We start from the raw sequence: 23,671 nt of genomic DNA, 5'->3' as shown, positions 1-23,671 counted from the left end.
AGACCCTTCTGCGAGTTCTGCACAGGCAGAAAAAATTGTAGTAGTTAATTCATCTCGAGTAAATCATGTCTTTTAAAGAAAGACCAATCTTTCATGGTAGGTGGTACGCAGCTATTCAACGATACCCAACGATTTAATGAATTCATCGCAGGGTAATGGTCGACCAAACAGGTAACCCTGTAGGAAATCCACGCCCTGGGCAACGAGGTATTCACACTGTTGGGCTGTTTCTACGCCTTCGGCAACAATGCCTAGATCCAGCTTGACCGACAACTCTATGATGCTGTCTAGAATATGCCGCGACAGCGCATCCGCACCGATCATGGCGACAAAGCTTTGATCGATCTTCAAGTAGTCGACATTGAAATTGCGCAAATAGCCCAAGCTGGAGTGGCCGGTGCCGAAGTCATCAATGGCGATCATGACCCCCATTTGATGCAGCGCCTCGAACAGGCGGCGGGTGGTCTCGGTGGGTTCGATCAGTTCCCGCTCGGTCAACTCCAGCACCAGGGTGACCTGGCCGGGTGGGAACGCGGCGAGGAATTCCCGGCAGTCCTGCACCAGCGCCATGTCCTGGCAATGGCGGGCTGTGATGTTCACGCCGATATGAAAGCCAGGGCTGAAGCGTGCGGCATGGGGCGCCAATTGCACGGCGGTCTGGCGCAGCAGGGCACGGGTCATCGGCACGATCAGGCCAGAGTCTTCGGCCAGGGGAATAAACAGGTCCGGGCGCACCAGGCCTTCTTTGGGATGCTTCCAGCGCATCAGGACCTCACAGCCGGCCCATTGGCGTGTGTCACCCCGTATCACCGGTTGGAAATACGGGATGAACTCATTGGCTCCCAAGGCGCGTTGTAACTCGTGGGTCGGCGCGGACGAGCGTTTTTGCAGCCAGTGAGCGAGCAGCCCCGCCAATATCCCGAAGAACACCACCAGGCTGAACAGCGCCGGATACCGCGCCTGCATGTAGCGCCAGACTTCACCCTCGGGCATCCCGGCCTCGACACTGTATTGATAGCGCTCGGAAGCCAGGCGTTGTGGCGCCACGGCAAATACCGGCAGCGCGCCTTGATGCACCTTGCCGTCGGCACCCAGCCAGTTCGGGCCGACGTGCAGTACCAAGTGCGCGTAACGGCTGATCAGGCGCAAGGCGTTGGTGAGGTGGTAACCGTCAACCGAGGCAAACGCGCCTTGATCGCCTTCCACCAGGCGATACACCAATAGCGCGGTATCGGGTGTAACGGGGTTGCCATTCATCAACCACAGGCGCCCATCGACATAGTCGTCCGGGTTGACGGGCGATTGGTAGCGACCGCCAAACAACGAACTGCAATAGATGTTTTTCTGCCAGGACAGCGTCGTGGCCCGCACAAACGGCCGGCGCGTGACTTGTTCACGTAGCGCCAACTTGGCGACGCTGTCACAAGGTTTACCGGCCAGCGGCAGCAAAGCTTGGGCAGCGATGGCGGTATTGTCCAGCATCAGGTCGAACTGGCGCACCGCTTCTTGAGCGGTTTGCGCTGTGCTTTGCTCGAGCGTGCGTTCGGCTTGCCAGTAAAGAATTACCACCCCCAACAGAATGGGCAGCAGCCCGCACAGGGTGCTGATGAAATAGCGTGCGGCTCGGCTTCGTGGGCCTTTGACGGTCAGGGGCATGGGAGCAGTCAATCGTGAAAAAGAGAGTGGACTCTGCCGATGATAGATGGCATTGCACGGGGCTGCTCACTTGTTTAACGCCTACTGACCTAGCCGTTCGGTCAGTTGTGGCGGGCACTTCAACTTGGCAACATAAACTTCATTGCAAAACGTAAGAGACTCGGTAGCCCTTAATCCCTACAGCCTCTTTCATAGCCGCTCAGCCCAATTTTGGCGGGAGGGCCGCGTCTCGCCCTTCGATTGATGAGTCATGGCTTGCAACTCTTTCACTGACATTCACGAGGAAGTATCTGTAATGAAAACTATCGCATTGGCCGTTGTATTTCTGGCGGTCACCGGCGTTGCCGCTCTGCCTGCTGTTGCCGCAGACGGCAAGATCACCTTGACCGGTGAAATCACCGGCACCACTTGCAGCATCAGTGGTGGCACGGGCTCTGCGCCCGGCACCAGCCCGGACTTTTCGGTGCCACTCAACAAGGTCCAGGCCAGCGCGCTCAAGGCGCCCGGCCAGACTGCCGGGGCGAAACCCTATTACATCCATGTCGGTTCCTGCCCGAAGGATACGACCGTCGCCGTGATGTATGAGAGCAGCAGCCCCGCGATCAATCCGGCGACCGGTAACCTGGTCAACCAGGCACCCGCCAAGCCGACGCCTGCCACCCTCGTTGAGGTGCAACTTGTGGATGGCGTCACCCACCAGCCCATGGATTTGCGCCTGGGCCAGAACTCCAGCCCCGCGAAAGTCCCGGCAAGCGGCGAGGTGTCGCTGCCCTTTGCTGCCCAATACATTGCCACGGGCACTGCTACGCCAGGCCCGGTCAGTACGCAAGTGCTGTATTCGGTGACGTTCCCCTGATCGAGGCCCCGTTGCCTGGCCGTGCGCCAGGCAAGGACAGACGAAATGCTTGCCCGGACATTGCTAGTGACCCCCCTGCTGAGCGCACTGCTGACCAGTGTCGGGTTGCTGTCCGCCGCTCACGCCGGCGTAGTGATCGACGGCACGCGGCACATCTATCCGCAGCAGCGTCGAGAAATCACGCTGCGCCTGACCAATGACGATCAGCGAGCGCCGCGCCTGGTCCAGGTGTGGCTGGACCAGGGCGACCCGGCGCAAGACCCCACCGGCAGCGACGTGCCGTTCAGCCTGTCGCCGCCTGTGTTTCGCATGGACGCGGGCAAAAGCCAGGTAGTGCGACTGGTGTATACCCAGGACCCACTGCCGGATGACCGCGAATCGTTGTTCTGGCTCAACGCCCTGGAGATACCGCCCAAGGTCAACGTGGCACCGGGCAGCCCGCAAGAGGCCCCTTCGAACCACCTGCAGTTCGCTTTTCGTATCCGCACCAAAGTGTTTTTCCGCCCGGCCCAATTGCCGGGCTCCGCGGACGAGGCGCCCACCCACTTACGCTGGACCCTGCACCGGAGTGCCCAGGGACCGCTACTGGAAGTGCACAACCCATCGGCTTATCACGTGACCTTCAATGAGGTTGCCTTGGCCATGGGCTCGGGCCCGGGTGCTCGCCTGTTACCGGCGGGAGAGGGCATGGTGCCCCCCGGCGGCAGCCTGAAGCTGCCCGTCAAGGATGTCGCACAAGCAATACCCGCCGACGCCCAGGTGCATTTCAAATACATCAATGATTACGGCGCATTCTCCGTGCCGCAGCGTGCTCCCCTGAAGTTCTGATCATGTATGCCTTATTGCAAATACCCGTTCACCGCTTTACGGCCTGGCTGTTTGCCAACCCCAACTTACTGCTGTGGCTGGGCCTGCTCAGTACCTTATTGATGTCGGCAGAAGCCGCGCCACTGGTGTTTGACATCGAGGCGTTCGCCAGCGGGCTGTCCTCTTCGGCAGATATCTCACGCTTCAATACCAGCAACGTGTTGGCGCCAGGTGTCTACCGCGTAGATGTGATGCTCAACGGGCAATCGATGGGACGCCGCGAGATCACCTTCGTCCCCCTTGCCGGACAGGACGACGCCCAGCCTTGCCTGAACGCTGCCGAGCTTGGCCAACTGGGGGTTTCTGTGCAGGCGCTGGCGGATAACACCGAGCATGCCTGCCGGGATTTTGCCGAGTGGATACCCATGGCCAGCAGCCGCGTCGATATCGAGACCCTGACCCTGGATGTCAGCATCCCGCAGATCTATATCAACCGTTCCGCGCGCGGCTCCATTGACCCGTCTGAATGGGACAATGGCATTGACGCCGCGCTGCTCAACTACAACTTCAGTGCCGCGACGGCGACAGCGGGCGCCGGTGAGGATCGTGGCTACCTGGGCCTCAACGGCGGTCTCAACCTGGGCGACTGGCGACTGCGCCATCAGGGTGGGCAGGCGTGGGCATCCGGTAGCGGCCTGGCGCGTTATCAACACACCGCCACCTACCTGCAACGGTCCCTTGCCGCCTGGCGTTCACAACTGACCGTCGGTGACAGCTTCAGCAGTGGCCAGATCCTCGACGGTGTGCGTATACGCGGCATCACCCTGGCCACCGATGACCGCATGCTTGCCCAGTCGCAACAAGGCTATGCGCCTCAGGTGCGAGGCATTGCCGACAGCAATGCAACGGTGACAGTGCGCCAGAACGGCTACACCCTTTACGAAACCACAGTGGCCCCGGGGCCGTTTGTCATCGATGACCTGTACCCCACCGGGTATGGCGGCGACCTGCACGTCAGTGTCACCGAGGTCGACGGCCGGCGCAGCAGCTTCGTGGTGCCTTACGCCGTGGTGCCTTACCTGCTGCGTGACGGTGCCAGCCACTACAGTGTGACCTTGGGGCAGTTGCAGCAATACGGCGTCAGCGATGCCAGCCCGCTGATCTTGCAGGGTACGCTGCAGCATGGCCTGGGCGATCGTCTGAGCGCCTATGGTGGCAGTACGCTTTCCCAAGGCTACGGCCAGGCCAAGGCCGGCCTGGCGATGAGCACTCCGATTGGCGCGTTCTCCCTCGACAGCACCTACTCGCGCACTCAGGTTCGGGGGCTGGGCGTAGTCGGCGGGCAAAGCTGGGGCCTGGCTTATAACAAGAACCTGCCGTTCTCGGGAACGCACTTTGCGCTGGGCGCCTATCGTTTCTCCACGGACGGGTACCTGAACCTGCCTGATGCGCTCAATGTGCGGGAACTGGCCCGCCAAGGCGGGAGTATCAACAGTTACGCGAGGCAGAAAAGCCGCCTCGACCTGACAATCAGCCAGCAGTTGGGCGCAGGCTCGCTGAGCCTGTATGGCAGCTCCATCGACTACTGGGCGGGCCGCCAAGGGCGCCAGACATCCTTCACCCTCAGTTATGCGGCTAATTGGAAGTCACTCAACTGGAACCTTTCGGCGCAGCGCTCGCGTGTCAGTGAAACCCATCAATTGAACGATCACGAGCGCAGCGACGAAATCTTTTTTGGCCGGTCGGCGCAAGCCGGGCGCGTGGATAATCACCTGGTTCTGACACTGTCCATGCCATTGGGCGCAGGAACGCGTGCGCCAACCCTGAGCAGCAGCCTGTCGCACGATGCTGGCGATTCACGCGGCAGCCAGCATCAGGTGGGAATCAATGGTTTGCTGGGTGACACCGGTGAAGCCAGCTACGGGCTGACTGGCAGCCGTGGCACGGGCCACCAGCAAGGCTCCAGCTTCAATGCCTACGCGGGCTATCGCAGCCGGGCTGCGAGCCTGCGGGCCGGCTACGCCCAGGCCCGCGACAGTTCGCAACTATCCATGAGTGCCGATGGCGGGCTGATAGCCCACGAGGGTGGCGTGACCTTCGCGCAAAACCTCGGTGAAGCCTCGGCACTGGTGTATGCGCCGGATGCACAAGGTGCCCGGCTCGGCAGCAGCGGGGCGCGTATCGATAAGCAGGGTTATGCGGTGCTGCCAGCCCTCAGGGCTTATCAGCGCAATGAAGTAGATATCGATCCCGAGGGCATGCCCATGGATGTCGAACTCAAGGAATCGAGTCACGCCGTGGTGCCGACGCTGGGAGCCGTCTCACTGGTCAGGTTCGAGACCGTCAGTGGCCGTGCCGTGGTGATCAAGGCCACTCATCTGGGTGGCAAGCCGTTGCCATTTGCCGCGCAAGTGTTTGACGAGCGCGGCGTCGAAATCGGCGTGATCGGCCAGGCTGGCAAAGCTTTTGTGCGCGGGGTTGCCGACCAGGGGCGCTTGACGGTGCGCTGGAATGCAGGGGCGGCTGACCAGTGCTTCATCCATTACCGTCTGCCGCCGCGCAGGCCCGAGCAACGCCAGGAAAGCGCGGACCAGTTGGTCAGTCAATGTGCCGACCATGGTGATGCGGACGAGGAGCGCAGTTGATGACTCATCGATTGCTCCGCGTGCTGCTTGGCCTGGCCCTGGCGGTGCAGACAGTATTGGCCCATGGGGAAATCGTCATTGACCGCACGCGCATCATTTACCCGGCCAGCGCCGCTGGGGTAACGGTCAACCTGCACAATGAGGCCGACGGCCCGCGATTGGCCCAGGTGTGGATCGATGCGGGGGACCCGCAGGTCGCGCCCGAGTCCAGTGATGTGCCCTTTACGGTGACCCCGCCGATCCTGCGCCTGGATGCCGGCAAGCACCGCGCATTGCGGGTGATGTATCACGCGACCCAAGACAAGGCCATGGCCGTGCCTCAGGAGTTGGTGTACTGGCTGAATGTGCTGGGGATCCGCCCGTCTGTCGACACCGGCAACCAGCTGCAATTTGCCTTTCGCACACGGATCAAGCTCTTCCTGCGCCCGGACGCGTTGCCAGGCCAAGCGCAGCAGGCGGTGGATACGTTGCAGTGGCGCCTGGCAGGCGACGGCCCGGTCCTGCAGGTGCGCAATCCCAGTGCCTTTCATGTGACGCTTTCCAGCGTGTTGCTGACCGTCGATGGCGTCGAGTACCACAGTGAGGCCCCGCCGATGCTGTTGCCGCGCTCGGTTGCCCGCATCGTGCTGGAGGGCCCGGCGCCGTGGGGGCAGGGTACGGTCGCGCTGCGATTTACCACCCTGGATGACCATGGCATGACGCGTACGCACACAGTGTCTTTGGGGCACACGAAGGATTTGGCGATATGAACGGTGTCCGGCAATTTATGTTCAGGTTTTTACAGATTGGCGTGTGCTTGAGTATTTGCGCAGTCGCGATGGACGCACAGGCGCATTTCAATGCGGGCGTCTGTACCCCCCAAGCCCCGGTGACGCTGTTCGTCCCGCCCATCACCCTGCCTGACAACCTGCAGGTGGGCGAGGCGATTGGCTACCCAAGTGGCTATGACTTCGCCGGCAATGGCTTTGTCATGCGGTGCCGCTATACCGACTGGCCATTGTCGCAGCCGGTGTCGGCCAACCTCAGCGTGGTCAATTCGCAGGCAACCGGCATGACGTTCAACGCAAATGGGCTGACGTTGCCCGTCTATGCGACCAGCTACCCTGGCGTCGGGTTCGTCATGATGGCCGGGGATCCGTCCCAGCATTTGAAGGTCATCACCCACACCGGCGTCACGCTGTTGGACACCAAGCACAACAAACCCAATGGCTGGGGCCTGCAAGGGCGCGTGTATCTGGTGGCGACGGGCCCGATCACCTCGGGCACCATCCCTGGGAACACAGTCGCCAGGTATATGCTGACCAATGTCAATATCGAAAGCCCCGGCGCTGCCTCGGTCAACTTTGCCGATACGGTGATATTGCCGCCGAAAAAGCCAACTTGCCGGGTGACCACGCCGTCGCTTGCAATGCCGCTGGGGCAGGTGCCCAGCCGTGATTTCAAGGGAGTCGGCAGCAGCGCCGGCAGCGTTAGTCGCGACATAACCCTGGACTGTGCCGGCGGCACCGGCGGCATCCTGGATGTATGGATCACCGTGACTGACCAGACGGAACCCGGCAACCGCAGTAACCAGTTGTCCTTGACCCGCAACTCGCACGCCCGCGGCGTCGCCCTGCAATTGCTCAGTGGCGATCGGTTGGTAAGCTATGGGCCCGATTCCTCCGGCGTGGGCAACCCGAACCAATGGCAGGTCGCAAACACGGGCAACGGCACCCTGACGATTCCCTTGACCGCCCGTTACGTTCAGACCGCGTCGACCATCAAGCCTGGGACCGCCAACGGCCTGGCCTCGTTTACCCTGAGTTACCGGTGAGCCCCGGGATCAGGGTAGAGCGTTTGCGCCAGTGCGATAAACGCCAGGGTTGCGGGAGAGGCCTGGCGGCGATCCAGCACCGCCAGGCCTATGCGGCGCGGTACGCCCGGCGACAACGGACGGGCAACGTAGCGCTGGTCGGCATCGGCCGGCAGTGAGCCCTGGGCCACGATACTCAGGCCGTCGCCGCGGCTGACCGCCTCCAGGGTAGTGAGTAGCTGGGTACAGCGATAACGCACTTTAGGTTGCAACTGCGCTTCACCAAACAAACGCGTGACCAGCTCTGCTGAGCCTGCCTCGGTCAGGATGAACGGGTCATCGCACAACGCTTTCAAAGGTACCGCCATGCTTGCCGCCAAGGCATGGCCGACCGGTATCAGCGCCACCAGTTGGTCTTCGAGCAGGGCCACGGTGTCGAAGCGTTCCTGCTCCAGTACCACGAAGCCCACATCCACCCGGCGCTGATCCAGCCATTGAATGACCTGCCGGTCCGGCCCTTCGTCTACATGCACCTCGATACCCGGATAGTCCCTTCGAAAGTGGCTGAGAATGGTTGGTAGCAAACGGTTCGAAGCGGTGGGGCCGAACGACCCTATACGCAATGTACCGCGCTTCATCCCGCGGGCATCGGCGGCTTCCTGCTGCAAGGTGTTGGCCAGGCCCAGCATGCCCCGTGCGCGCCCAAGTAACTGCGCGCCGATATCGCTCAGTTCCACCAGGGTCTGGTGCCGGCGAAACAACTCTACCCCCAGTTCCTGCTCCAGGGCCTTGATCGCATGGGACACCGCCGATTGGCTGATGCCCAGGCGATGCGCCGCACTGGTGAAGCCTCGGAGTTCGGCGACCAGGGAGAAGATTTCCAGCTGAGTCAGGGTCATGAGTAAAGCCTTGTTTTACGATGACAGATCATTAGTAAAAGAATAGTCCCATCCTTTCTCACGTTGAGCACATTCTTATGCATGCCCGCGAAGGCCTCACTTACCTGAAGCTGGCGGCTGTCACCATGATCTGGGGCGGGACCTTCGTCGCCGGGCGCTTTCTGGCCGATCACGTGGACCCGCTGCTCGCGGCCTGCCTGCGGTTTATCCTGGCCAGCCTCGCGTTGCTGCTGTTCCTGGCCTGCGCGCGCATCCCACTGGCGCGCCCAACTACAGGGCAAATGGCGCGGCTGGTACTGCTGGGCCTATGCGGCATCTTTTTCTACAACCTGTGTTTTTTCTATGGCCTTCACTACATCAATGCGTCGCGGGCCTCGTTGATCGTGGCATTGAACCCGGCAGTGATCGGCCTGGCGTCCTGGTTGTTGTTCAAGGAGCGCCTGGGCCGGGCCAAGTGGCTGGGTATCGGGCTGTGCCTGCTGGGGGCGGCTGTGGTGATCGTGAGCCGCAATCCCAACCTCATGCAGGGGGCCCGCAACGCTTGGATCGGTGACCTGTTGATCCTGGGCTGCGTAATGGCCTGGGGGGCCTATTCGCTGCTGTCTCGGGAACTCAACCAGACGTTGGGGCCGGTGCAAACCGTCACTTGGTCGGTGCTGTGGGGTACGCTGATGTTGACCCTTGCCACCCTCGCCACCGGTCGGCTGACGCTGCAAGGTTTCAGCGCGCTGCAGCTGGCGCAGTGGTACAGCCTGCTGTACCTGGGCGTGCTGGGTTCGGCCCTGGCCTATATTGGTTACTACGACGGCATCCGGCGAATCGGCGCGACCCGCTCCGGGGTGTTCATCGCCCTCAACCCGCTGACAGCGGTGATATGTAGCGCGTTGCTGCTGGACGAAGCCTTGACGGTGCCGATGCTGGCGGGTGGCGCGGTCATCCTGTTGGGCATCTACCTGTGCAACAAACCCCTTGCGCGGGGCAGGGCAATGGGGATTTGATAAGAGTACGGACAAACCTGGTTACGCTGTGTAGAATCAGTTTACGCATACAAGAATATGGACTTGCGCTCACGCAAGCCTCGGCCGTCAGAGACTGATGACACCATGAAGCTACTTGGCTCCCCCCTCATCTTTGGTGACTTCCTCGCCCGCAGCGTGCGAGGCCTTTCTTGTGCGCCACCCTCCAGCCTCATCCTTGCTTGCAACTAAACAATTGCTACCCACAAGAATGATGAGGCACCGAACATGACCGACCAACTCGACAACCCAATGGGCCTGATGGGCTTTGAATTCATCGAATTTGCATCGCCCACCCCAGGCACGCTGGAGCCGATCTTCGAGATCATGGGTTTCACCAAAGTGGCGACCCACCGTTCCAAGAACGTGCACCTGTATCGCCAGGGCGAGATCAACCTGATCCTCAACAACGAACCCGATAGCCTCGCTTCTTACTTCGCGGCCGAGCATGGCCCGTCGGTGTGCGGCATGGCGTTCCGCGTCAAGGACTCGCAACAGGCCTACAAACGTGCCCTGGAGCTGGGCGCCCAGCCGATCCACATCGACACCGGCCCGATGGAGCTGAACCTGCCGGCGATCAAAGGCATTGGCGGTTCGCCGTTGTACCTGATCGACCGGTTCGGCGAAGGCAACTCGATCTACGACATCGACTTCGTCTACCTCGAAGGTGTTGATCGCAACCCGGTAGGCGCTGGCCTGAAGGTCATCGACCACCTGACCCACAACGTCTATCGCGGGCGCATGATCTATTGGGCCAACTTCTACGAGAAGCTGTTCAACTTCCGCGAAGCGCGTTATTTCGATATCAAGGGCGAGTACACCGGCCTGACCTCCAAGGCCATGAGCGCGCCGGACGGCAAGATCCGTATCCCGTTGAACGAGGAGTCGTCCAAGGGGGCCGGGCAGATCGAAGAGTTCCTGATGCAGTTCAACGGTGAGGGTATCCAGCACGTCGCGTTCCTCACCGACGACCTGGTCAAGACCTGGGATGCACTGAAGAAGATCGGCATGCGCTTCATGACGGCGCCGCCAGACACGTATTACGAAATGCTCGAAGGCCGCCTGCCGAACCACGGTGAACCAGTGGACCAGTTGCAATCGCGCGGCATCCTGCTGGACGGCTCGTCGATTGCCGGTGACAAGCGTCTTCTGTTGCAGATCTTCTCGGAAACCCTGATGGGCCCGGTGTTCTTCGAGTTCATCCAGCGCAAAGGCGACGATGGGTTTGGCGAGGGCAACTTCAAGGCACTGTTCGAGTCGATCGAGCGCGACCAGGTGCGTCGTGGCGTATTGACCGCCGACTGATCCATGTGAGGCCGGGCAGGCTGTTCCGGCGCTTCACGCACAGGCTCCGTATCGAAAGGTACGGAGCCTTTTTTTGCCTGCCAAACAGGTCTGACCGATCTTGTAACAGACAAATCCTCGGGGCAGGGGAACGGAGTCGACATGGCTTCCACTCAGGAGTGACGCAAGAGCTGATCTTCTCCTGTGTCGCAACCTTGCGTTTCGCGAACCCCAATTGTGAGGAAAGACTGATTATGACAAAACAAACTCTGGCGGCTGCAGTGCTCGCTTTGTGCGGCTTCGCTGCCAGCTCCGCGCATGCGGCAGACGGTACCATCACGATCACCGGCTCGGTCAGTGGCACCACCTGCACCATCAGCGGCGGTACCGGGGCCTCGCCAGGCTCAGGCGCCAACTTTCCGGTAGTGCTTGACCGCGTACAAACCTCGGCTCTCAAGGCAGCAGGCGATACGGCAGGCGCCAAGCGCTACTTTGTGTATGTGGGCGGCTCGGGCGGGTGTCCGGACGGTACCAAGGTCGCCGTACGTTATGAACCGACCAGCCCTGGCATCAACCCGGCAACCGGCAACCTGCGTAACACGGCAACGGCGACACCCGCCTCCCGGGTAGAGGTACAAATTCTCGATGGGGCTTCCAACACGCCAATGGACTTGCGCACAGGTAATAACTCGACCGTTGCCACCGTTACCAGTGGTCTGGCGACCTTGCCGTTTTACGCACGCTACATCGCCAACGGCGGAGCGGCAGGCGCGGGCAATGTCACCAGCAGCGTGCAGTACTCGGTCACCTTTCCTTGATGCAGCCAGGCTGATGACCACTGCGTTTGTTGCCTGAGATCCTCGCTCGACCCAGTGGTCGGGCGCAGGACAACCGTTTTCAAGGATTACCTGATGCAGGATTTACTGATGATCTTGAGTCGTCGTGTGGTGCGGGTCGCGCTGAGCCTGGCCTTGGGGATGGCATCGCACACGGTGCACGCGGGAGTGGTTATCGACGGTACGCGACAGATTTACCCCGAGCCGCGACGTGAGGTCACCGTGCGAGTAACCAATGATGACAAACACGCGCCCCGCCTGGTCCAGGCGTGGCTGGACGCGGGTGACGCGCAGGAAGCGCCGACACTGAGCGATGTGCCTTTCGTCCTGTCTCCTCCGGTATTTCGCCTGGACGCCGGCAAAAGTCAGTCCATGCGCCTGTCCTACACCAAGGCACCGCTGCCGACGGATAGAGAGTCGCTGTTCTGGTTGAACGTACTCGAAGTGCCTGGCGCTGCCAGTGAGTTTGACCCCACGCTTGAAGACAGCCAGCGGAATCACTTCAAGTTCGCGTTTCGTATCCGCACCAAAGTGTTTTTTCGTCCGGCGCAGTTACCTGGAACACCCGAGGAGGCGCCTGGGCTGTTGCGCTGGTCCGTGGAACGGGGCGCCCAAGGCAGCGTGATACAGGTGCATAACCCCTCGGCGTATCACGTCACCTTCAACGACATTGTCCTGCTCATGGGCTCTGGTCCCGAAGCGGAAAAACTGTCCCTGACGGAGGGCATGGTGGAGCCAGGAGGCACGTTGAAGGTGCCGGTGCCGAAAGCCGCGAAGGTAATACCCGCCGATGCGCGGGTGGATTTCACTTACATCAACGATTTCGGCGGCTTTTCATCCGCGCAGCCTGCTGTATTGCACCGCTGAACGCGGCCCCTAAACGTTGCTGATGGCAAGCAAACGTACATTTCTCAGCGTCCACTGAAGTCATAACTATGCCTAGTCACATCCAAGTACGGGTGCATCGCTGCGCCCCGATTTTGCCATTCCAGCATCGCACGATAATGCTGGGCGGTTTGATGAGTGCGGCCGTGATCGCCAGCGATGTCGCGCTTGCGTCTGAGTTGAGCTTTGATCTGAACGCATTCTCCAGTGGCCTGGCGTCATCGGTTGACACGTCACGGTTCAATACCAGCAACCAGATGAGCCCTGGCATATACCGCGTAGATATCGTAGTCAACGGCCAGACCCTGGGGCGCAGGGAGGTGGAGTTTGTTGCGGCCCATGCAAAGACCGGGGCGCAGCCGTGCTTGAGTCGTGAAGTATTGGAAAAAATCGGTATCGCGATGGATAAAGTCGATACTGATGCCCATGGGCGCGAACTCTCGAACCCTGCCGCCGCCGGCCAGTACTGCGGCGACCTGGGGCAGTGGATTCCGATGGCATCCAGCACGTTCGATCCGGGTGCACTCGAGTTGGCGGCCAGCGTGCCGCAGGCCTACATGAAGCGTTCCATGCGCGGCTACATTGACCCCGAGTTGTTGGATGAGGGCATTGCCGCCGGGCTGCTCAATTACAACTTCAGTACCAATACGGTCACCGCAGGTGAAGGTGACGGTCGTACTTACCTGGGCCTCAATGCCGGTATCAACCTGGGTGCATGGCGCTTGCGACATCAGGGCGCCCAGGCCTGGGGCAACCGCACTGGCTTTGAGACTTATCAGAACACGTCCACTTATGTACAGCGCAGCATCATCCCCTGGCAGTCACAACTGACCCTCGGAGACACCTTCAGCAACGGACAGATTGTCGACGGGGTGCGCGTGCGGGGCGTCACTCTGGCCACCGACGACCGGATGCGCCCGCAGACGCAGCAAGGTTACGCACCGCAGGTTCGGGGGACGGCCGACAGTAATGCAACGGTCACGGTCAGCCAGAACGGCTACACCATTTATGAGACCACGGTGCCGCCCGGCCCCTTTGTTATCAGTGACCTGCATGCCACCGGCTACGGTGGTGATTTGATCGTCAGCGTGACCGAAGTCGACGGGCGTCGGAACACCTTCGTCGTGCCGTACTCGGTGGCCCCGCAGTTATTGCGCGCCGACGCGACAAAGTACAGCGCCACCTTGGGTAAGGTGCAGCAAAAGGGCGTTGACGCGAAGGGCGCCAACGTCTTTCAAGGCACTTTGCAGCACGGTTTGACCGATGATCTGACGGTCTACGGTGGCGGTAGTGTTTCCAAAGGCTATGAACAGGGAAAGCTCGGTATCGCGTTGAATACGTCCTTCGGTGCGTTCTCTCTGGACACTGCCACCTCCCATACCGAGGTGCCCGATCATGGGCGCCAGTCCGGGCAAAGCCTGGGGCTGGGTTACAACAAAAGCCTGCCGGCCTCGGGTACGCATTTTGCGCTGGGTGCGTATCGGTTCTCCACCGAGGGTTACCTGAACCTGCAGGATGCACTGAATGTGCGCGAAATCGCGAGCCGGGCAGGTGACATCAACAGCTATGCCCGGCAAAAAAGCCGGCTCGACATGACAGTCAGCCAGCAGTTGGGTATCGGCACCTTGAGCTTGTACGGCAGCTCCGTCGACTATTGGGGAGGACAGGAAGGGCGCCAGGTTTCATTCACCGCCAGCTATGGCTCGACCTGGAACAAGGTCAACTGGAACCTGTCGGCACAGCGTTCCAGGGTCCAGGACACGCGACAACTGACCCAAAGCGAGCTCAGCGACGATGTGTTTTTCGGGCGTATCGGCCAACCCGGGCGTATCGATAACCGCTACATGCTCACACTGTCGATGCCGCTGGGGGGCGAATCGCGAGCGCCGACGATCAATACTTCGTTCTCCCGGGACACCGGTGATACACGGGGCAGCCAGCAGCAGGTGGGCATCAACGGGTTCCTGGGCGAGGACACCGCGCTCAACTACGGTGTTTCAGCCAGCCGCGCAACCAGTGAAAGCACGCACACCGGCCAGTTCAACACCTATGCCGGCTATCGCACGGATGCCACCCAACTGCGTGCCGGATATAGCCAGAGCCGCGATAGCTCGCAGCTTTCGTTTGGCGCCGATGGTGGGGTGGTCGTTCATGCCGAAGGTATCGCGTTCTCGCAAAGCCTAGGCGAAGCCTCGGCGCTGGTGCATGTGCCAGGTGCAGAAGGGGCCAGGCTCGGGGGGAGCAGCGGTGCACGGGTCAACAGCAGCGGGTTCGCTGTCGTGCCCAATCTGACGGCGGTCCAGAATAATACGGTGGAAATCGATCCGGAAGGCATGTCGATGGATGTAGAGCTCCAGGAGTCGACGCGCAACGTCGTACCGACCTCGGGCGCAGTATCGCTGGTCAAGTTCGACACGCTCAGTGGTCGGGCGGTACTGGTCAAGGGCGTCCACGAGAATGGCAGCCCGCTGCCATTTGCAGCACAGGTATTTGATGCGCAAGGGCGTGAGGTAGGCGTGGTGGGGCAGGCCAGTAAAGCCTTCGTCCGAGACATCCCGCAGGAAGGTCGTCTGACCGTCAAGTGGGGCAGCAAAATCGCCGAGCAGTGCGATATCTACTACCACATGCCGCCAATCACCGAGGGCCAACGACAGGCCACTACCGATTACCTTCAGGGGGTGTGCGTGGCAAGCCAAGGGCGCCAGGTTGCGGGGCAGCTATGAGTGAGTGCCGATGGATGACTGTTGCGGCGCATGACTTATTCGATATGACAGAGGTGTTGTTTTCATGACTAGGTTTTCACTTGCCAGCGTGGTGCTGGGAGGATGGATGGTGGCGCTGGAAGCTCAAGCGATCACCTGTGCCCCCGGCCCGGCGGTGAATATTTCCATTCCCCCGATCACGGTTGCGGCCGGGCAGCAAATCGGGCAGGTGGTCGGGTCCGCCAATGGCTATCGCTTCGACAGTCCTCCATCGTCCGCGCTTCGGTGTACCACACGAATTGCTTTAGGGGCACAGGCCAGGCTGGCACTGGTCAATAGCACGCCGACGGGCCGGACATTTTTCGCTAGCGGGCTTTCAATGCCAGTGTATGCCACCAATGTGCCTGGGGTGGGGTTTGCCCTGATGGCGAGGGACCCGAACCGGCCGTTCATGGCCATCAACACGGCAGGTGTCACACTCATTGTTGGAGATGCCAGAGCAAGGCCCATCGTCCTTGGGCTTGATACCCGAATTTATTTTGTCGCCACAGGCGCCATAACGGGTGGCACGATCACCGCCAGAAACATTGCAAGGTATACGATCACCGGCACGCCCATCACCGGCGCTGGCTATTACGCAGTGAACTTCTCCAACGTCACCATCAATGCGCCACGAAAACCCACCTGCAGGGTCTCAACACCTTCGGTCGCCATGCCTATGCCGGCCGTGGCTGCTCGTGATTTTCGCGGCGTGGGCAGCTTCGCCGGCAGCGTGACCCGCAATATCACACTGTCATGTGCGGGTGGCATCGGCGGGGCAACGCGTGACGTATTTGTGACGGTGACAGACCAGACCGTGCCGGCTAATCGCAGCGATGTACTGTCCTTGACCCGTACCTCTATGGCCAGTGGCGTTGCTCTGCAATTACTACGGGGGAACACGCTGGTGCGCTACGGGGCTGACTCCACGACGATTGGGAACCCTAATCAGTGGCTGGTCGGCAGTACTGGCAATGCGACTGTCCAGATCCCTTTGACCGCACGTTATATCCAGACCGCCTCCTCGATCCGTCCCGGCAGCGCGAACGGGTTGGCGTCATTCACAATGAGCTACCGATGAGCAGCGCGCTTTGGCGCGGGGGCCTGGGCGTGCTGATGAGCTTGCAGGCAATCGCCGTGCAGGGCGAAATCGTGATTGACCGCACGCGTGTCATCTACCCGGTTACCGCGCGCACGGTGGTGGTCAATCTGCACAATGAGGCTGACGGTCCGCGCCTAGTGCAAGCGTGGATCGATGATGGCGATGCGATGGCGGCACCCGAGAACAGTGATGTGCCGTTCACGATTACGCCACCCATCGCCCGTATGAACGCGGGTACCGGGCGCGCCTTGCGGATCATGCATGATCAAACGCCAAAACAGGTGGCAGACCGGGAGTCGGTGTACTGGCTGAACGTACTGGCAATCAGACCGAGCGTTGAGGCATCCGATGAAACCAACGCCCTGCAATTTGCCTTTCGTACGCGGATCAAGCTTTTCCTCCGGCCCGCCCAATTGCCGGGAAAGGTGCAGGACGTGGTTCATGCGCTTCAATGGTGCCTAAGCCGAGGGGACGACGTGGGGTTGGAGGTGCTCAACCCCACGGCGTATCACGTGACCTTGTCTGGTGTGGTTTTGACACTCGGTGGTGTGGAGCATCACAGCGAAGATCCGCCGATGGTTGCACCTTATGCTACTGCACGGGTTGCGATACCTGAGTTGCCTAGCGGCGACCTATCCGGCCCGCAATTACAGTTCACCACCTTGGATGATGATGGGGCTACTCAACATCATCAAGCACAGTTGCAGTTTGTCGACTGTTCGTCGGTCAAACCCTACGCTGCCGCACCAGATGCTTGAACCCTTCGAACACCAGCACCATGACCGCGATCCAGATCGGGATGTAGGTCAGCCATTGGCCTGCCTTGATCCCTTCACCCAGCAGCAGCGCCACCACCAGCAACAGCACTGGCTCGACATAACTGAGCAGCCCGAACAGGCTGAACGCAAGCAGCCGGCTGGCGATGATATAGCTCACCAACGCCGAAGCGCTGATCAGACCCAGTATCGGGATCAGCGCATACAAATTGGGGTGAGCATCCATCACTGCAAAGCCCTGTTCGCCGCTTTGCACAAACCACCATGCCACCGGCAGCATCAGCGCCATGTCCAGCCACAGGCCGCCCAGGTGGTCGGTCTTGAGGTATTTACGCACGATAAAGTACAGCGGGTAACCGATGATCACCACCAGCGTCGCCCAGGAGAACCCACCGGCCTGGTATAACTCGTTGAGTACCCCGAGCCCGGCAAAAAACACCGCGATCTTTTGCAGGTAGGAAAGCTGTTCGCCCCACACCAGGCGCCCGGTGAGCACCATGGTCAGCGGCAGCAGGAAGTAACCGACCGACACATCCAGGCTGCGCCCGTTCAGTGGCGCCCACATGAACAACCACAGCTGCACACCGAGCAAGGCCGACGACACCAGCACACCGCCGATCAGCCGTGGCTTGGCCGCGAGCATGCGCAGCAGTTCCCAGACCCGGCGCCACTCGCCGCTGACAAGCATGAACACCGTCATGCAGGGCACGGTGAGCAACATGCGCCAGCCGAAAATCTCCAGGCCACTCAAGGGCGTTAGCAGTGATGTGAAGTAATACATCACGGCAAACAACACCGAAGCCAAGACCGATAACACCACACCTTTAGACACGTTGTCCTCGCGAAAGCCAATTATTGCGCGGGTAGTCTACAGGCGTGCCAATCGACCGGATACAAAATGCCCGACATCGTTGAACCCGGGCGAGGACGAATGCCCCGGCGTGACCAGCGAATCAATGAACGCCTCGTCTTCAGCGCTGATCTTCACCGCCAGCGCCCCGGTGTAGGCGTCCCACTGCGCCTCGGTCCGTGGCCCGACAATCGCCGAGCTTACCGCCGCATTGTTCAGCACCCAGGCGATTGCGAACTCGACGATCCCCACGCCACGCCCTTGGGTGTATTGCTGGATCTGCTGGGCAATGCGCAGTGATTCAATTCGCCACTCGGTTTCCAGGATGCGTTTATCCTGGCGCGCGGCACGGCTGCCGGGCTCGGGCGTGACATCCGGTGCGTACTTGCCGCTGAGGACCCCTCGGGCCAGTGGACTGTACGGCACCACTCCCAGGCCGTAGGCCGCTGCAGCGGTGATCTGCTCGACCTCGGCCTGGCGATTGACGATGTTATACAACGGCTGGCTGATGATGGGTTTATCGACGCCCAGGCGTTCGGCCACGCGAATCACTTCAGCGATGCGCCAACCCCGGTAATTGGACAGGCCCCAATAGCGGACCTTGCCCTGGCGGATCAGGTCACCCATGGCGGACACGGTGACCTCCAACGGCGTGTCGTGGTCTTCGCGGTGCAGGTAGTAGATGTCCAGGTAGTCGGTATCCAGGCGTGCCAGGCTGGCGTCCAGCGCGTTGAACAGACGCTTGCGACTCAAACCGCTGCGGTTGGGCACGCCGTCGGTAGGGCCGAAGCCGACCTTGGAGGCCACCACCCAGTCCTGGCGGTTGCGTGCAATCGCCTCGCCGACGATTTCTTCGGAGCGCCCGCCTGTATACAGGTCCGCCGTGTCGATGAAATTGATGCCCTGGTCCCAGGCCTTGTCGATGATGCGCAGCGAATCTTCGGTGCTGGTCTGTTCGCCAAACATCATGGTGCCGAGGGTCAGAGCGCTGACCTTTAACCCGGACTGGCCCAATGTGCGGTAATTCATGCAAAGCTCCTCACGCAAATGTAAGTGATGCAATACCAGACCCGAGCGCTCTGGAACAAGGCCTGGAGGCATTTCTTCATGTGCGTAGCAAAGTCAGGCAGCGGGCCTGTAAAAAGCGGTGCAGCACTTTCACGCGTTCCGACACTTGCAGGCGGTGCGGGCACATCAGGTTGAACGGCGCGGGTTCGCCTTGCCAGTCGGGTAGCAAGGGTACCAACCGCCCAGCCTGAATATCACGGGCCACATCCAGGTTGGCCTTATAGGCAATGCCATGCCCCGCCAACGCCCAGCGGCGGACAATCTCGCCGTCATCGCTGAGGTAGTCACCGCTCACCTCGACTTCTTGAAGCAACGCCCCCTGGCGGAAATACCAGGTGCTATTGGCCTGGCCCCGGCGCATATAGCGCAGCGTGCTGTGGTGGGCCAAATCTTCGGGCGTATGCGGAGTACCGTGGCGCGCCAGGTAGTCGGGGCTGGCGCAGGCAATGCGATGGTGATCGGGTACCACCGGCAGGGCCACCAGGCTGGAGTCTCTAGGCACGCCAAAGCGCAAGGCGATGTCGACCGTGTCGCGAAACAAGTCGGCATTGCTGTCATTGAGCAACAGTTGCAGACGGATGGTGGGGTGCTCCAGCTTGAACTCATCCAGCCAGCCCAGCAGCACATTGCGACCAAAGTCCGAGGGCGCGGCCAACTGCAATAAACCACTGAGGCTCTGGCCCTGTTGCTTGATGGCGTGCTCGCCGTCCGACAGCGCCTCCAGTGCCACCCGCACACTGTCCAGGTAACGCCGGCCTTCTTCGGTCAGGCGCATGCTGCGGGTGGAGCGGGCGAGCAGGCGGATGCCGAGGCGGGTTTCAAGGCGCTTGAGGGCAATGCTGGCCGCCGCCGGCGTGAGGCCAAGGCCACGGGCGGCGGCCGTCAGGCTGCCGGTGTCCGCGCTGCGCACGAAGACTTCAAGGTCGAGAATCGAACTCATTGATAAAAATCCTTTAAAGATCTTGTCGTTTTACCCGGATTTTTCATCGATTACCAAGCTGGGAAGATGAACGTTCACTTTCTGACCCAGGTAGTTTTCTCATGACCTCTTCTTTGAGCGGTAAAACCATCATCGTCATCGGCGGCAGCAGCGGTATCGGCGCGGCAGTGGCCCAGGCAGCCTTGGCGCGAGGCGCGCATGTGATCGTGGCCGGGCGCCGCTTGGCGCCAGGTTCCGACAACGGGCTGCGTAGCGAGCCGGTGGACGTCACCGACAGCGCCTCGTTAAAGCAACTGTTCGAAACCGTGGGGCGCTTTGACCATCTGGTCTACACCTCGGGGCCTTCGGTGCGGGCCAAGCCTTTGATCGAAACAGACCTGGATGAAGCCCGGGACAACTTCGATGTGAAGCTCTGGGGCGCACTACGCGCCATTCAACACGCGCTGCCCTTTTTGCACGAACAGGGCAGCATCACCCTGACCTCGGGCCAGTTGGGGCGCAAGTTGGCGACAGGGCAGTTCATCAAGACGGGCATTAACGCTGCGACCGAGGCCTTGGGCAAGCAACTGGCCAAAGAACTGGCGCCGCGTCGAGTCAATGTGATCAGCCCAGGGGTGATAGACACACCGGCCTATGCAGGGCTTGGCCAAGAGCAACGTTTGGCAATGTTTGCCAAGGCGGGCCAAGGGTTGCCGGTTGGGCGGGTGGGGCAGGCTGAAGAAGTGGCGGCGGGGTATGTACTGGCCATGGAAAATGGTTTTATGACCGGTGCGGTAGTTGATATCGACGGTGGCGGCCTGTTGTAAATACATGGCCCAAGTGGGAGGGAGCAGATCCCTCCCACGTTGAAGGCGTCAGGCCTTGAGCGTGCGCGTCATCCGCAATGCCAGAACACTGCCGCCCACAATCACCGCCGCCAGCAGGTACAACGCCAAATCCGTAGACCCGGTGGCATCCTTCACAAAACCCACGATATACGGGCTGAGAAAACCCGCCATCTGCCCCATGGAGTTGATCAACGCCAAGCCACCCGCCGCCGCACCCGCGCTGAGCATGGCGGTGGGCACCGGCCAGAACATCGGCAGGCCGGTCAGGGCGCCCATGGTGGCGATGGTCAGGCCGAGAATGGCGATAGCGGGCGTAGTGGCGAAGTTAACGGCGATCACCAGGCCAATGGCGCCCATCAACATCGGTACCACCAAATGCCAGCGGCGCTCCTTGCGCAGGTCGGCGGAGCGGCCCACCAGCAACATGAACACCGCCGCCAATAGATACGGAATCGCGCTGAGCCAGCCAATCACCAGGTTGTCGCTGAAGCCCATGTTCTTGATGATCGACGGCAGCCAGAAGTTGATCGCATACACGCCACTCTGGATGCAGAAGTAGATCAGACCGAATGCCCAGATCGCCGGGTTCTTGAACACTTCGGCCAGGGAGTCGCTGGTGGTTTTCGGCTTGTTTGCCAGGTCTGTGGCCTGGTCCGCTTCCAGTACCGCACGCTCGTGGGGTTTGAGCCACTTGGCGTTGGCGAAGCTGTCACTGAGCAGGAAGTAGGCGAGGGCGCCGAGGATCACGGTCGGGATGCCTTGCAGCAGGAACATCCACTGCCAGCCCGCCAAGCCACCTTGGCCTGCGGCAAAGTGATTGAGAATCCAGCCGGAAAACGGGCTGCCGAGCAAACCGGACACCGGTATCGCCGACATGAACAGTGCCATGATTCGCCCACGGCGGAAGGTCGGGAACCACTGCGAAAGGTACAACACCACGCCGGGGAAGAAGCCCGCTTCAGCGGCACCGGTGAGCAGGCGCAGGGTGTAGAAATGCGTGGGCGTGGTCACAAACAGCAGGCATGTGGAGAGCGTACCCCACACGATCATCATCAATGCGATCCAGCGCCGCGGGCCAAAACGGGTCAGCGCCAGGTTGCTCGGCACGCCGCATAGCACGTAGCCGATAAAGAAAATCCCGGCTCCCAGGCCGTATACGGTTTCACTGAATTTCAACGCGTCGAGCATCTGCAGCTTGGCAAAGCCAACGTTTACCCGGTCGAGGTAATTGAACAGATAGCAGATAAAAATGAAGGGGATCAGGCGCAGGGTAATGCGCTTGTAGATGGCGTTTTTATCGTCATCGCTGGCCAGTGCGGCAGTGGCGCTCTGTGACATGGGATTCTCTCTTTATTATGATTTTTCGCGGTGCGAGGGTAACGTTGACCGCCCTGACAGTCTCGGTGACGTGATGGGCAACTGTCTTTGTGCCGGCGCACAGTCAAGCCATCTTTGCGCTGTGCTGGTGAACAACCTTTTTCAGGAAATTAGCCCCATGTTCGAGCTGGATCATGCCCTGGCGCAGGAGATTGTCGATCGCACCATGGCAATCCTGCCCCATAACGTCAATGTCATGGACAGCCAGGGCTTGATCCTGGGCAGCGGCGAGCCGGAGCGTATCAATACCCGCCATGAAGGTGCCCAGCTAGTGTTGGCCAATGGGCGGGTGGTGGAAATCGACGGGCAGACCGCCAAGCATCTCAAGGGTGTGCAACCAGGCATCAACCTGCCGCTGCTGCATGATCAGCGCCTGATTGGCGTACTGGGTATCACCGGCGAGCCGGATGGGTTACGCACCTATGCCGAACTGGTGCGCATGACCGCTGAAATGCTGGTCAGCCAACGCCACCAGCAAGCCGAACAACAATGGCGGCGCCAGCGTTGCGATGATCTGCTGGCCCTGCTGTTGGCCGACAGCGGCGACTCCCCGCGCCTGGTGGACGAAGCCCAGCAACTGGGGCTCAAGCCACAACTGGCGCGCACGCCATACCTGTTTGAACTGGGCCCGGGCCAAACGGCGGAGGCCCTGAGCGCCTGGCTCGCCAGCCGCTACCCCGACAGTTGGTGCGTCAGCTCTGCGCAGTTTTCCTTGCTGTGGTGCCGACCTGCTGGAGTGCAGGTCGATAACCCCCGCTTGCTGGAAAAGCTCGACGGCCTGGGTTGGAACGTCCTGCGCGTGGCCATCGGCGGGCAAGCGGAGGGCTTGGCGGGACTGCGCCGCTGCTATCGGCGGGTGGGTGATCTGCTTGCTTATGGCCGCGATATCCTGCCGCAATCACGCCTGTTGACGCTCAACCGTTATCGCCTGCCGGTGATGCTGTGGCGTCATCGCAACGACGACGCCCTGGACGAATTGCTCAACCCGTTGCGCAAAGTGTTGGCCAAGGACAGCAACGGGCAACTGCTTGCCACGTTGCGCAGTTGGTGCGAGCACGATGGGCAAAGCCAGGCGTGTGCCGACGCCTTGGGCATTCACCGCAACAGCCTGCGCTACCGCATGGAGCGCATAGCCGAACTCAGCGGCGTAGACCCGCTGACGCTAGATGGGATGCTTGCCTTGTACCTGGGCGTCCAACTGCTGCCCCACCCCCTGTAGGAGCGAGCCTACTCGCGAAAAACGTCAACGATAACGCAGGTTGCCTGATTCACCGCGGCGCGTTCCGGTCTTTCGCGAGCAAGCTCGCGCCTACA

At 60.8% G+C, this 23,671-nt stretch carries 20 protein-coding genes; 14 read left to right on the top strand and 6 right to left on the bottom strand.

From position 1 onward, the window contains the following. Nucleotides 1-111: 111 nt before the first annotated feature. Nucleotides 112-1,656 (bottom strand): EAL domain-containing protein, encoded by a 1,545-nt coding sequence (locus AC1RAC_RS00825; RefSeq protein WP_492616010.1) that lies wholly within the window; start codon nt 1,654-1,656, stop codon nt 112-114. Between the two features lie 295 nt (nt 1,657-1,951). On the opposite strand from AC1RAC_RS00825, the gene AC1RAC_RS00820 reads away from it, so the two are divergent. From AC1RAC_RS00820 to AC1RAC_RS00800, 5 genes are read left to right on the top strand one after another with little or no spacing between them, the layout of a single operon-like run. Beyond that, complete coding sequence (locus AC1RAC_RS00820) at nt 1,952-2,512, top strand: fimbrial protein (protein ID WP_198716175.1); 561 nt, start codon at nt 1,952-1,954, stop codon at nt 2,510-2,512. A gap of 45 nt (nt 2,513-2,557) precedes the next feature. Then, nucleotides 2,558-3,340 carry a fimbrial biogenesis chaperone gene (locus tag AC1RAC_RS00815; RefSeq protein ID WP_034127487.1) on the top strand — a complete coding sequence of 261 codons (783 nt, stop codon included), beginning with the start codon at nt 2,558-2,560 and terminating at the stop codon, nt 3,338-3,340. A gap of 2 nt (nt 3,341-3,342) precedes the next feature. Next, complete coding sequence (locus AC1RAC_RS00810) at nt 3,343-5,964, top strand: fimbria/pilus outer membrane usher protein (protein WP_492616009.1); 2,622 nt, start codon at nt 3,343-3,345, stop codon at nt 5,962-5,964. Further along, complete coding sequence (locus tag AC1RAC_RS00805; RefSeq protein WP_054919065.1) at nt 5,964-6,713, top strand: fimbrial biogenesis chaperone; 750 nt, start codon at nt 5,964-5,966, stop codon at nt 6,711-6,713. The genes AC1RAC_RS00810 and AC1RAC_RS00805 overlap by 1 nt, the downstream gene beginning before the upstream one ends. Nucleotides 6,714-6,730: 17 nt before the next feature. Beyond that, a complete protein-coding gene (locus tag AC1RAC_RS00800) occupies nt 6,731-7,777 on the top strand; it encodes a fimbrial protein (RefSeq protein WP_492616008.1) in 1,047 nt (348 codons plus the stop codon). On the opposite strand, the gene AC1RAC_RS00795 is transcribed toward AC1RAC_RS00800, so the two are convergent. Then, entirely contained in the window at nt 7,768-8,655 is an 888-nt protein-coding gene (locus AC1RAC_RS00795; protein WP_213153044.1) for a LysR family transcriptional regulator, read from the bottom strand. The genes AC1RAC_RS00800 and AC1RAC_RS00795 overlap by 10 nt on opposite strands. A 77-nt stretch (nt 8,656-8,732) precedes the next feature. Here AC1RAC_RS00795 and AC1RAC_RS00790 point away from each other — a divergent pair, with 77 nt between their 5' ends. The 7 genes from AC1RAC_RS00790 (at nt 8,733) to AC1RAC_RS00760 (ending at nt 17,277) form a co-directional block, all read left to right on the top strand. Then, a complete protein-coding gene (locus AC1RAC_RS00790; RefSeq protein ID WP_492616007.1) occupies nt 8,733-9,653 on the top strand; it encodes a DMT family transporter in 921 nt (306 codons plus the stop codon). Between the two features lie 246 nt (nt 9,654-9,899). Further along, a complete protein-coding gene (hppD, locus tag AC1RAC_RS00785) occupies nt 9,900-10,976 on the top strand; it encodes a 4-hydroxyphenylpyruvate dioxygenase (RefSeq protein WP_034127483.1) in 1,077 nt (358 codons plus the stop codon). A gap of 233 nt (nt 10,977-11,209) precedes the next feature. Further along, nucleotides 11,210-11,773: a fimbrial protein gene (locus AC1RAC_RS00780; protein WP_034127482.1), complete on the top strand. Its 564-nt coding sequence runs from the start codon at nt 11,210-11,212 to the stop codon at nt 11,771-11,773. A 93-nt stretch (nt 11,774-11,866) separates the two neighbouring features. Then, the gene (locus AC1RAC_RS00775; RefSeq protein WP_229999370.1) at nt 11,867-12,658 is read left to right on the top strand and encodes a fimbrial biogenesis chaperone; all 792 of its coding nucleotides are present in this window, start codon (nt 11,867-11,869) and stop codon (nt 12,656-12,658) included. Nucleotides 12,659-12,726: 68 nt separating this feature from the next. Continuing rightward, nucleotides 12,727-15,399, top strand: a complete 2,673-nt coding sequence (locus tag AC1RAC_RS00770; RefSeq protein WP_492616006.1) for a fimbria/pilus outer membrane usher protein — start codon at nt 12,727-12,729, stop codon at nt 15,397-15,399. Nucleotides 15,400-15,463: 64 nt separating this feature from the next. Next, nucleotides 15,464-16,498 (top strand): fimbrial protein, encoded by a 1,035-nt coding sequence (locus AC1RAC_RS00765; RefSeq protein ID WP_080757688.1) that lies wholly within the window; start codon nt 15,464-15,466, stop codon nt 16,496-16,498. Next, the gene (locus AC1RAC_RS00760; protein WP_052199965.1) at nt 16,495-17,277 is read left to right on the top strand and encodes a fimbrial biogenesis chaperone; all 783 of its coding nucleotides are present in this window, start codon (nt 16,495-16,497) and stop codon (nt 17,275-17,277) included. The genes AC1RAC_RS00765 and AC1RAC_RS00760 overlap by 4 nt, the downstream gene beginning before the upstream one ends. On the opposite strand, the gene rarD is transcribed toward AC1RAC_RS00760, so the two are convergent. The 3 genes from rarD to AC1RAC_RS00745 form a co-directional block, all read right to left on the bottom strand. Beyond that, nucleotides 17,246-18,127 (bottom strand): EamA family transporter RarD, encoded by an 882-nt coding sequence (gene rarD, locus AC1RAC_RS00755; RefSeq protein WP_034127481.1) that lies wholly within the window; start codon nt 18,125-18,127, stop codon nt 17,246-17,248. The genes AC1RAC_RS00760 and rarD overlap by 32 nt on opposite strands. A gap of 36 nt (nt 18,128-18,163) precedes the next feature. Further along, nucleotides 18,164-19,174: an aldo/keto reductase gene (locus AC1RAC_RS00750; RefSeq protein WP_054919046.1), complete on the bottom strand. Its 1,011-nt coding sequence runs from the start codon at nt 19,172-19,174 to the stop codon at nt 18,164-18,166. 76 nt (nt 19,175-19,250) lie between these two features. Then, nucleotides 19,251-20,153 carry a LysR family transcriptional regulator gene (locus AC1RAC_RS00745; protein WP_054898442.1) on the bottom strand — a complete coding sequence of 301 codons (903 nt, stop codon included), beginning with the start codon at nt 20,151-20,153 and terminating at the stop codon, nt 19,251-19,253. A 101-nt stretch (nt 20,154-20,254) separates the two neighbouring features. On the opposite strand from AC1RAC_RS00745, the gene AC1RAC_RS00740 reads away from it, so the two are divergent. After that, on the top strand, nt 20,255-20,959 hold the full coding sequence (locus AC1RAC_RS00740; RefSeq protein ID WP_198791295.1) for an SDR family oxidoreductase: 705 nt from the start codon (nt 20,255-20,257) through the stop codon (nt 20,957-20,959). A gap of 48 nt (nt 20,960-21,007) precedes the next feature. Here AC1RAC_RS00740 and AC1RAC_RS00735 read toward each other — a convergent pair whose 3' ends face one another. Further along, nucleotides 21,008-22,318 (bottom strand): MFS transporter, encoded by a 1,311-nt coding sequence (locus AC1RAC_RS00735; protein ID WP_198791294.1) that lies wholly within the window; start codon nt 22,316-22,318, stop codon nt 21,008-21,010. 157 nt (nt 22,319-22,475) lie between these two features. Between AC1RAC_RS00735 and AC1RAC_RS00730 the strand changes: the two genes are divergently transcribed. Further along, a complete protein-coding gene (locus tag AC1RAC_RS00730) occupies nt 22,476-23,576 on the top strand; it encodes a sugar diacid recognition domain-containing protein (RefSeq protein WP_034127476.1) in 1,101 nt (366 codons plus the stop codon). Nucleotides 23,577-23,671: the final 95 nt, after the last annotated feature.

Source organism: Pseudomonas sp. GW823-FHT02F05 (assembly GCF_058797315.1).
The sequence above is the reverse complement of the archived record's forward strand: the minus strand, read 5'-3'. Positions and strand labels throughout refer to the sequence as shown.

Bases quoted from the DNA above. Each gene is read 5' to 3' on its own strand.
- AC1RAC_RS00825 (WP_492616010.1), bottom strand. From the start codon at position 1,656: ATGCCCCTGACCGTCAAAGGCCCACGAAGCCGAGCCGCACGCTATTTC.
- AC1RAC_RS00820 (WP_198716175.1), top strand. From the start codon at position 1,952: ATGAAAACTATCGCATTGGCCGTTGTATTTCTGGCGGTCACCGGCGTT.
- AC1RAC_RS00815 (WP_034127487.1), top strand. From the start codon at position 2,558: ATGCTTGCCCGGACATTGCTAGTGACCCCCCTGCTGAGCGCACTGCTG.
- AC1RAC_RS00810 (WP_492616009.1), top strand. From the start codon at position 3,343: ATGTATGCCTTATTGCAAATACCCGTTCACCGCTTTACGGCCTGGCTG.
- AC1RAC_RS00805 (WP_054919065.1), top strand. From the start codon at position 5,964: ATGACTCATCGATTGCTCCGCGTGCTGCTTGGCCTGGCCCTGGCGGTG.
- AC1RAC_RS00800 (WP_492616008.1), top strand. From the start codon at position 6,731: ATGTTCAGGTTTTTACAGATTGGCGTGTGCTTGAGTATTTGCGCAGTC.
- AC1RAC_RS00795 (WP_213153044.1), bottom strand. From the start codon at position 8,655: ATGACCCTGACTCAGCTGGAAATCTTCTCCCTGGTCGCCGAACTCCGA.
- AC1RAC_RS00790 (WP_492616007.1), top strand. From the start codon at position 8,733: ATGCATGCCCGCGAAGGCCTCACTTACCTGAAGCTGGCGGCTGTCACC.
- hppD (WP_034127483.1), top strand. From the start codon at position 9,900: ATGACCGACCAACTCGACAACCCAATGGGCCTGATGGGCTTTGAATTC.
- AC1RAC_RS00780 (WP_034127482.1), top strand. From the start codon at position 11,210: ATGACAAAACAAACTCTGGCGGCTGCAGTGCTCGCTTTGTGCGGCTTC.
- AC1RAC_RS00775 (WP_229999370.1), top strand. From the start codon at position 11,867: ATGCAGGATTTACTGATGATCTTGAGTCGTCGTGTGGTGCGGGTCGCG.
- AC1RAC_RS00770 (WP_492616006.1), top strand. From the start codon at position 12,727: ATGCCTAGTCACATCCAAGTACGGGTGCATCGCTGCGCCCCGATTTTG.
- AC1RAC_RS00765 (WP_080757688.1), top strand. From the start codon at position 15,464: ATGACTAGGTTTTCACTTGCCAGCGTGGTGCTGGGAGGATGGATGGTG.
- AC1RAC_RS00760 (WP_052199965.1), top strand. From the start codon at position 16,495: ATGAGCAGCGCGCTTTGGCGCGGGGGCCTGGGCGTGCTGATGAGCTTG.
- AC1RAC_RS00750 (WP_054919046.1), bottom strand. From the start codon at position 19,174: ATGAATTACCGCACATTGGGCCAGTCCGGGTTAAAGGTCAGCGCTCTG.
- AC1RAC_RS00745 (WP_054898442.1), bottom strand. From the start codon at position 20,153: ATGAGTTCGATTCTCGACCTTGAAGTCTTCGTGCGCAGCGCGGACACC.
- AC1RAC_RS00740 (WP_198791295.1), top strand. From the start codon at position 20,255: ATGACCTCTTCTTTGAGCGGTAAAACCATCATCGTCATCGGCGGCAGC.
- AC1RAC_RS00735 (WP_198791294.1), bottom strand. From the start codon at position 22,318: ATGTCACAGAGCGCCACTGCCGCACTGGCCAGCGATGACGATAAAAAC.
- AC1RAC_RS00730 (WP_034127476.1), top strand. From the start codon at position 22,476: ATGTTCGAGCTGGATCATGCCCTGGCGCAGGAGATTGTCGATCGCACC.